6 protein-coding genes and 1 pseudogene are annotated in these 6,252 nt (G+C 73.0%); 2 read left to right on the top strand and 5 right to left on the bottom strand.

Translation table 11 applies throughout. From position 1 onward, the window contains the following. Positions 1-146: pseudogene (locus IE249_RS40270) on the top strand (DUF1697 domain-containing protein); the annotation flags it as partial. A 55-nt stretch (positions 147-201) separates the two neighbouring features. On the opposite strand, the gene IE249_RS14250 reads toward IE249_RS40270, so the two are convergent. Beyond that, entirely contained in the window at positions 202-1,056 is an 855-nt protein-coding gene (locus IE249_RS14250; RefSeq protein WP_229858427.1) for an aldo/keto reductase, read from the bottom strand. 38 nt (positions 1,057-1,094) lie between these two features. Here IE249_RS14250 and IE249_RS14255 point away from each other — a divergent pair, with 38 nt between their 5' ends. Next, a complete protein-coding gene (locus IE249_RS14255; protein ID WP_189705177.1) occupies positions 1,095-2,114 on the top strand; it encodes a ketopantoate reductase family protein in 1,020 nt (339 codons plus the stop codon). A gap of 219 nt (positions 2,115-2,333) precedes the next feature. Here IE249_RS14255 and IE249_RS14260 read toward each other — a convergent pair whose 3' ends face one another. From IE249_RS14260 to IE249_RS14275, 4 genes are read right to left on the bottom strand one after another with little or no spacing between them, the layout of a single operon-like run. Then, positions 2,334-3,080 (bottom strand): sirohydrochlorin chelatase, encoded by a 747-nt coding sequence (locus IE249_RS14260; protein ID WP_189705178.1) that lies wholly within the window; start codon positions 3,078-3,080, stop codon positions 2,334-2,336. 6 nt (positions 3,081-3,086) lie between these two features. After that, positions 3,087-4,001 carry an ABC transporter permease gene (locus IE249_RS14265; protein WP_189705179.1) on the bottom strand — a complete coding sequence of 305 codons (915 nt, stop codon included), beginning with the start codon at positions 3,999-4,001 and terminating at the stop codon, positions 3,087-3,089. Further along, on the bottom strand, positions 3,988-4,773 hold the full coding sequence (locus IE249_RS14270) for an ABC transporter ATP-binding protein (protein ID WP_189705180.1): 786 nt from the start codon (positions 4,771-4,773) through the stop codon (positions 3,988-3,990). The genes IE249_RS14265 and IE249_RS14270 overlap by 14 nt, the downstream gene beginning before the upstream one ends. Positions 4,774-4,809: 36 nt before the next feature. Beyond that, a complete protein-coding gene (locus tag IE249_RS14275; RefSeq protein WP_189705181.1) occupies positions 4,810-5,922 on the bottom strand; it encodes an aliphatic sulfonate ABC transporter substrate-binding protein in 1,113 nt (370 codons plus the stop codon). Between the last annotated feature and the right edge of the window lie 330 nt (positions 5,923-6,252).

A 6,252-nucleotide genomic window follows, 5' to 3' on the forward strand; every position in this document is an offset into this window, starting at 1 on the left:
TGTACCTGTACGCGCCCGACGGGCTCGGCCGCTCCAAGCTCGCCGAGCAGCTCTCCCGCACCCGGGTGACCAAGGGCGTGGTCGCGACCAGCCGCAACTGGAACACGGTCCTGAAGCTGGTGGAGCTGACCGCCGGGGAGGACTGAGGCCGGGACCGGGCCGGCCGGCCCCGGAACCGGGCCGGCCGGCCGGCGGACGGGGTCAGCCCGCCAGGGCGGACAGCCGGGCCAGCTCCTCGGCGGTGAGCCGTACGGCGGCGGCGTCCAGGTTCTCCTCCAGGTGCGCGAGCGAGCCCGTGCCCGGGGTGGGGCACAGCACGGGGGAGCGGTGCAGCAGCCAGGCCAGGGCGACCTGGCCGGGCGTCGCCCCGTGCGCGGCGGCGACCTCGGCGCACACCGGGTGCCCGGTCAACTCCCCGTTGCCCAGCGGGAACCAGGGCAGGAACGCGATGCCGCGCGCCTCGCACAGCGCCAGCAGCGGATCGGACTCCCGGTCGAGGAGGTGGTAGCGGTTCTGCACCGACGCCACCTCGGCCGACTCCAGTGCCGCCGTCAGCTGTCCGGCGGTCACGGTGTCCAGTCCCACGTGCCGGATCTTGCCCTCGGCCCGCAACTCCTCCAGCGCGCCCAGCTGTTCGGCCAGGGGCACGGCGGGGTCCAGCCGGTGCAGCTGGTAGAGGCCGATGGTCTCCAGCCGCAGCCGCCGCAGGCTCGCCTCGCACATCGTCCGCAGCGAGCGCGGCCGCCCGTCGACGTGCCAGGAGCGGTCACCGGTGCGCACCACCCCGCCCTTGGTGGCGACCAGCAGCCCCTCCGGGTAGGGGTGCAGGGCCTCGGCCACCAGTTCCTCGGCGAGATGGGGGCCGTAGTTGTCGGCGGTGTCGATCAGGGTCACCCCCCGCTCCACCGCCCGCCGCAGCACGGCCACCGCTTCCCGGGCGTCCCCGCGCGGTCCCCAGTAGCCGGGCCCGGTCAACTGGGCGGTGCCGTAGCCGAGTCGCCTTACCGGAAGATCACCGGCGAGCGTGAAGGTGTCCTCGATCTTTTCCCCGGTCACCCGAGGGAGCGTACACACGGCTGTGGCAGGCTCGGGCCATGCGCTACATCATCATCGGGGCAGGGGCGGTCGGCGGCGCCATCGGCGGACGGCTGGCGCAGAGCGGACGCGAGGTCGTGCTGGTCGCGCGCGGCGCGCACCTCGCCGCGCTGCGCGAGGGCGGGCTGCGGCTCAGGGTGCCGGAGGGCGAGCTGACGTACCGGCCGGCCGCCGTGGACGGGCCGGCGGAACTCGGTGCGCTGCGCGCGGACGACGTGCTGGTCCTCGCCGTCAAGACGCAGGACACCGAGGCGGCGCTGGCGGCCTGGGGCCCGGCGCCGGTGGCGGGCGGCGGCACGGCGGCCGAGCGGCTGCCGCTGCTGTGCGCGCAGAACGGGGTGGAGGGGCAGCGGCTCGCCCTGCGCCGGTTCCGGCACGTGTACGGCGTCTGTGTGTGGCTGCCCGCGACGCATGTCGAACCCGGGGTGGTGTCCGCCGCCGGCACCCCGCTCACCGGCATGCTGCACCTCGGCCGCCACCCGCACGGCACCGACGACACCCTGCGCCGGATCGCGGCCGATCTGGAGGCCGCGCGCTTCGGGGCGCCCGTCGTGCCGGACGTGGCCCGCTGGCAGTACGCCAAGCTGCTCGGCAACCTCGCCAACGCCATCGAGGCCGTCAGCGGCCCGCTGGAGAGCGAGGCGGCGCGTGCGCTGTACGACAGGGTGCGCGCCGAGGGCGAGGCGGTGCTCGATGCCGCCGGGATCGCCCACGCGGGCGCCGCCGAGCAGAAGGAGGCGCGCGGCGACCGGATCACCCTCGTCCCGCTGCCCGGCGGCCCGCGCGGCGGAGGCTCCTCCTGGCAGTCCCTGGTGCGCGGCACGGGCACGATCGAGGCCGATCACCTCAACGGCGAGATCGTGCTGCTCGGGCGCCTGTACGGCGTACCCACTCCGCTCAACGAGCTGTTGCAGCGGCTGGCCAACACCTTCGCCCGGGAGCACCGGGCCGCGGGCTCGCTGCCGGTGGCGGATCTGGTGCGGCTGGCCGACGAGGCGGAGCGTGAGCGGGGCGCGTGAACGGGGCCCCGGCGGAGGTGGCCGAAACTGCTCGGTCCGGCCCGGGTGTCCCATTTCCGCAGTGACACTTCCGTCCCGCCCGGCGCTGTCATGAATGCGACCACGGCACACCGGCCTCCGGCGAGCGGTGGTCGCCGTCCGCGGACCGGCACCACGGGGGAGTGCCGGGCCGCGGACCCTCGCACCCACCGGCCGGACAGGCGCCGCCGACGCCCCGCGTCACGCCCCCAGGGCCGTGAGAACCGGCTGCCGGGCCGCCTCGTAGCGCTCCAGGAGCAGCCGTGCCACCTCGGGGGCCGGGCCGAGGACGTCGGACAGTACATCGGCCTTCGCCTCGGCGGCGCCGCGGGCGATGCGGTCCGGGAGGCGGCCCGGGGCCAGTACGTACGGGGCGACCGCGACCTTGGCGCAGCCCAGTTCCCGCAGTTCGCGCACCGCGTCCTCGGTGCGCGGAAGGGATGCGGAGGCGAACGCGGGCCGCACGGCGCACCAACCGGTGTGCCGCCACTCCCGCGCGATTGCTGCGATCACCGCGATCGCCTCCGGGTCGGAGGACCCCGCCGAGGCCAGTACGACCCCGGTCGAGGACTTGTCGGCGGGATCGAGCCCCGCCTCCCGCAGCCGCCGCTCCAGCGCCCGTGTGAGCAGCGGCGAGGGGCCGAGGACGTCGGCCTGCCGGATCCGCAGTCGCGACGGCGCCTCCCGCAGTACGGACGGGATGTCGGACTTGGCGTGGAAGGCGCGGGTCAGCAGCAGCGGCAGCGCCACCACGTCCCGCACCCCCTCCGCGGCCAGCGACTCCAGCACGCCGGGCACCGAGGGCACGTTGAAGTCCAGGAACCCGGTCTCCACCCGCAGTCCCGGGCGCATGGCGCGCACCCGCCGCACCAGGGCGTGCACGGTCGCGGCGTGCCGCGGATCACGGCTGCCGTGGGCGACGACCAGGAGAACGGGCTGCTGGGACATGGGAGTTCAGCTCTTCACGAGGAGGCCGCGGCTGCGCAGCACCCACCGCTCCAGCGGACTGAAGATCAGCAGGTCGATGGCGATGCCGACGAACAGGATCAGGATGATGGCCTCGAACACCATCGACATGGAGCTGGCGTTGCGGCCGTTCTCCAGCAGCGCGCCCAGGCCGATGCCCAGGTCGGGCGAGGAGGCGATGATCTCCGCCGCCATCAGCGAGCGCCAGGAGAACGCCCAGCCCTGCTTCAGCCCCGCCAGATAGCCGGGCAGCGCGGCCGGCAGCACGATGTGCCAGGCGCCCCGCACCCCCGTGGCGCCCATCGTGCGGCCCGCCCGCAGGAACAGCGGCGGCACCTGGTCGATGCCGGAGACCAGCCCGTTGGCGATGGAGGGCACGGCGCCGAGCAGGATCACCGCGTACATCATCGAGTTGTCCAGACCCAGCCAGATCACCGCGGGCGGCACCCACGCCACCGACGGCAGCGACTGGAGCCCCGACAGCACCGGCCCGATCGCCGCGCGCACGAACTTCACGCGCGCCACCAGCAGCCCCAGCGGGGTGCCGATGGCCAGCGCGAACAGGAAGCCCAGCAGACCGCGTGAGACGGACGTCCAGATGTAGCCCAGCAGGTTGCCCTGGAGCCAGGCGTCCCTGAACTCGCCACCCACGTCGGCGGGCGACGGCAGCTTGGTCGGGTCGTCGACGATCTTGAACGAGATCAGGGCCTGCCACACCACCAGCACCACGGCCACCGCCACGAGCGGTGGCAGCACCTTGTTGAGGAGGGTCTGCTTGGCAGTCGTACGGCTGGGGGCCGGGACCTCCAAGGCGTCGAGGCCGGCCTCCACGCCGTCCAGCCCGGCGCCCTGCGCCGTGTCCTGCGGCGTCTTCGCCGTCGTCTTCGTCTCAGTGCTGGCCATGGCGGCGGATCTCCCCACGCAGGACTTCGGTGATCTCCAGGGACAGCTCCGCCACCGGCGCGTCCTCGATGCGGCGCGGCTGCGGGATGTCCACCGTCCACTGCCGGGCCACCCGCCCGGGCCGGGACGACAGCAGCACCACCCGCTGCGCGAGCCGCACCGCCTCGCGCACGTTGTGCGTCACGAACAGCACGGAGACTCCCGTCTCCTGCCAGATCCGGGTCAGCTCGTCGTGCAGCACGTCCCGCGTGATGGCGTCCAGCGCCGCGAACGGCTCGTCCATCAGCAGCAGGTTGCTCTCCTGGGCCAGCGCTCGTGCCATCGCCACCCGCTGGCGCATACCGCCGGACAGCTCGTGGACGCGCTTGCCGTACGCGCCCTTGAGCCGGACCAGCTCCAGCAGCTCCTCCGCCCGGCCGCGCCGGTCGGACTTCGCCACGCCCCGCAGTTTCAGGGCGAGTTCTATGTTCTTGCCCGCGGTCAGCCACGGGAACAGCGCGTGCTCCTGGAACATCAGCGCCGGGCGGCCGTCGGTCGTGATGGACCCGGCGGTGGGCCGGTCCAGGCCCGCCACCAGGTTCAGCAGCGTCGACTTGCCGCACCCCGAGGCCCCCAGGAGGGTGACGAACTCGCCCGGCGCGACATCGAGGCCGATGTCGTCCAGGACCAGCTGCTGTCCGCCCGGTACCGCGAAGGACTTCGAGACGTGCTCAAGACGTGCCGCGTGCTCGACGGCCTCGGCGCCGGCGGCCTTGGCGAGGGTCGTGGCCATGGTCGTCACCTCCTGGGAACTGATCGGCTACGGGCTCTACTTGACGCCGAGACCGGCGTCGGCGACGGCCGGCTCGCCCTCGGCCTTGAGGACCTTGTTCAGCAGGGTGAGGTCGTAGATGCCGTCCAGCTTCGGGTCCTTGAGCAGACCGGCCTTCACCGCGTGCCGCGCCTCGGTGTCCAGGGTGGCGGCCAGCGGGTCGTCGGTGATCTGGATGGACTTCCACGCCGGGTCGAGGACGTTCGCCGGGAGCGCCTTGCCGGAGTCGGCCTCCAGCTGCCGGTTGGCCGCCTCCTTCGCCGCGTCCGGGTTGGCGTCGATCCACTTGTTGGTCTCGACCGACGCCCTCAGCACCGCCTCGACGGCCGCCGGGTGCTCCTTCAGGAACTTCTGCGACACGATGATGTTCGTGATCACGAACTTCCTGTCCGGCCACAGCGACGACTCGTCCAGCAGCACCTTGGCGCCCTCGGCGACCAGCTTGGACGCGGTCGGCTCAGGCACCCACGCACCGTCGATGGAGCCGGACCTGTAGGCGTCCGGGGTGACCTTGTTGTCGGTGCGGACCACCGACACGTCGCCCTTGCCGCTCAGCGCGTCGACCTTCCAGCCGCGCTCCGCGATCCAGTTGAGGAACGCCACGTCCTGGGTGTTGCCGAGCTGCGGGGTGGCGATCTTCTTGCCCTTGACGTCGGCCAGGGACTTGATCTTCTGCGGGTTCACCACCAGCTTGACCCCGCCGGAGGCCGAACCGCCGATGATCCGCAGGCTCTTGCCGTCGGACTTGGTGTAGCCGTTGATGGCCGGGGACGGGCCGAGCCAGCCGATGTCGATGGAGCCGGAGTTGAGGGCCTCGATCTCGGACGGCCCGGCGTTGAAGACCTGGTACTTGGCCCGGGTGGCCCCGAGCGACTTCTGGAAGAAGCCCTTCCGCACACCCACCAGCGCGGTCGCGTGGGTCAGATTGCCGAAGTAGCCGATCTTGACGGAGTCCAGTCCGTCGGTCTTCCTGGCGCCGGCGGCGACCTTCTGGTCGGAGCCGTCGTCCTTGGCCTGGGAGCCGTAGCCGCAGGCGGCGAGGGTGAGCAGGGGAAGCGCGGCGGCCACGGCGAGGCCGCGGCGGATCAGGGACGATCGTTTGGCAGGCACGGGAGGTGTTCCTCTCGGAGGCCCGGCGGTCACGGTCTCTCAGGTCGTGGCCGGGAGGTCGGCAGGTCTTCGTCGCAGCCGGGACGGCGGGCGGGGGGTGAGGGCGCGCAGGCAGTGCGCGTACGTCAGCGCGCACATCGGGCCACTCCGCCCTGTCCGCTGCCGAGAACGCCGCTGCCGATGCGGCCGCCCTCCTTGGCGAACGTCGCGTAGATGTCGGTGGGGTTCATGCTCAGAAGTCCCACCCGTCGTCCTCGGCGGCGTCCTTGACCGGCTCGGGGGCGGCGAAGGACTCGCCGACCATGCCCGCGGTCAGGGTGGTGCCGTCGC

Source organism: Streptomyces anandii JCM 4720 (assembly GCF_014650655.1).
Classification (GTDB): domain Bacteria; phylum Actinomycetota; class Actinomycetes; order Streptomycetales; family Streptomycetaceae; genus Streptomyces; species Streptomyces anandii.